The 1,481-nt window shown below is 66.4% G+C and carries 2 protein-coding genes; both read right to left on the bottom strand.

All coding sequences use genetic code 11. The features are described 5' to 3' along the window. A partial coding sequence (locus tag EN780_RS34065; RefSeq protein WP_148674715.1) for an alcohol dehydrogenase catalytic domain-containing protein occupies positions 1-275 on the bottom strand: 275 nt, incomplete at its 3' end. Between the two features lie 38 nt (positions 276-313). Continuing rightward, positions 314-1,481: beta-ketoacyl-ACP synthase (locus EN780_RS34070; protein WP_128276446.1), on the bottom strand; the 1,168-nt coding region annotated here is incomplete at its 5' end.

Raw genomic sequence — 1,481 nt, forward strand, 5'->3', positions numbered from 1 at the left:
CCACAGGTGCGCGCGCCATAGATCGAGACCAGCTGTCCCGGTAGAAGGCTGGAGACGCCGGGGCCGACGGCGTCGACCTCGCCCGAGGCCTCGGCGCCGACGACCAGCGGCAGCTTGCGCTTGGCGAAGGCCATGCCGCGCCAGCCCCAGACGTCGATATGGTTCAGCGCCACCGCCTTGATGCGAAGCGTCACTTCGCCAAGCGAAGGCGGCGGGGGAGGCGGCAGGTCCACCGTTTCAAGACGGCGGTCCTCGATAAGTTGCAATGCGCGCATTGGGCCTGTCAGTTCGTCAAAAGCGGGAAAACGTCCGCTTAGACCGGTTCCCTCGCCATGACAAGGCAGGTGTTCTGGCCGCCGAAGCCGAAGGAGTTCGACAATACGGTGCCGACCTCGGCGTTCCGCTGCTTGTTGGGCACCACGTCGAGCACGATCGCCGGGTCGGGATTGTCGTAATTGATGGTCGGCGGAATGACGCTTTCGCGCATGGTCATCAGCGAGAAAGCGGCCTCGACCGCGCCGGCTGCCGACAGCGTGTGGCCGATCATCGACTTGTTGGACGAGATCGGCATCGAGCCGATCCGCTCGCCGAATACGGTCGACAACGACAGATGCTCCATCTTGTCGTTTTCAGGCGTCGAGGTGCCATGCGCGTTGACGTAGTCGATCTCGTCCTCGCTCAGGCCGGCATCGGCAAGGGCGGCACGCACCGCAGCGATCGCCGGCGAACCATCGGGCTTGGAGCGGGTACGGTGGAAATCGTCGGCCTTTTCGCCGCAGCCGCGCATGATGCCGAGGATAGGGGCGCCACGGGCAAGGGCCGCCTCCAGCGATTCCAGCACCAGCGCGCCGGATCCCTCGGCCAGCACAAAGCCGTCGCGATCCTTGGAAAAAGGCTTCGACGCCTTTTCCGGGATGTCGTTGTGAGTGGAGAGCGCCGAAAGCAGCGAGAAGCGGATCAGCGCCTCGGCGGTCGCCGAGCCGTCGGCGCCGATCGACAGCGCCTTGTCGCATTCGCCGCGGCGGATCGCCTCGACGCCGAGCTGGATGGCGGTGGCGCCGGAAGCGCAGGCGGTCGACAGCGTGATCGGCAGGCCGCGCGTGCCGAAACGGTCGGCCAGTCGGTCGGCGATCGAACCGAACTGGGTGGTCTCGAAGATGTCGAGCTCCTTCAGCGCGCGCGCCACGCGCAGCAGCCTCTCGGCGCCGGCATCCTGCTTGTCGGAATTGTAGAGCGAAAAACGGTCGGCCCAGTCGAGCTCGACCGGCGGCGAGGCAAGGAAGAGCGGTCCGGCGAAATCGCCGCTGTCGAGCCCGGCTTCCGCCACCGCCTCCTGCGCCGCGGTCTCGGCCAGCTCGTAGGTGAGTGGGCTGGCGCCCTTGGAGCTTGACGGCAGGAAGTCGACCATGCCGGAGATGCGGGTGTTCAGATGATCGACCGGAAAGCGGGTGATCGGGTGGATGCCGGACTTGCCGGAGGTG

The organism is Mesorhizobium sp. M4B.F.Ca.ET.089.01.1.1, from assembly GCF_004022605.1.
Classification (GTDB): domain Bacteria; phylum Pseudomonadota; class Alphaproteobacteria; order Rhizobiales; family Rhizobiaceae; genus Mesorhizobium; species Mesorhizobium abyssinicae.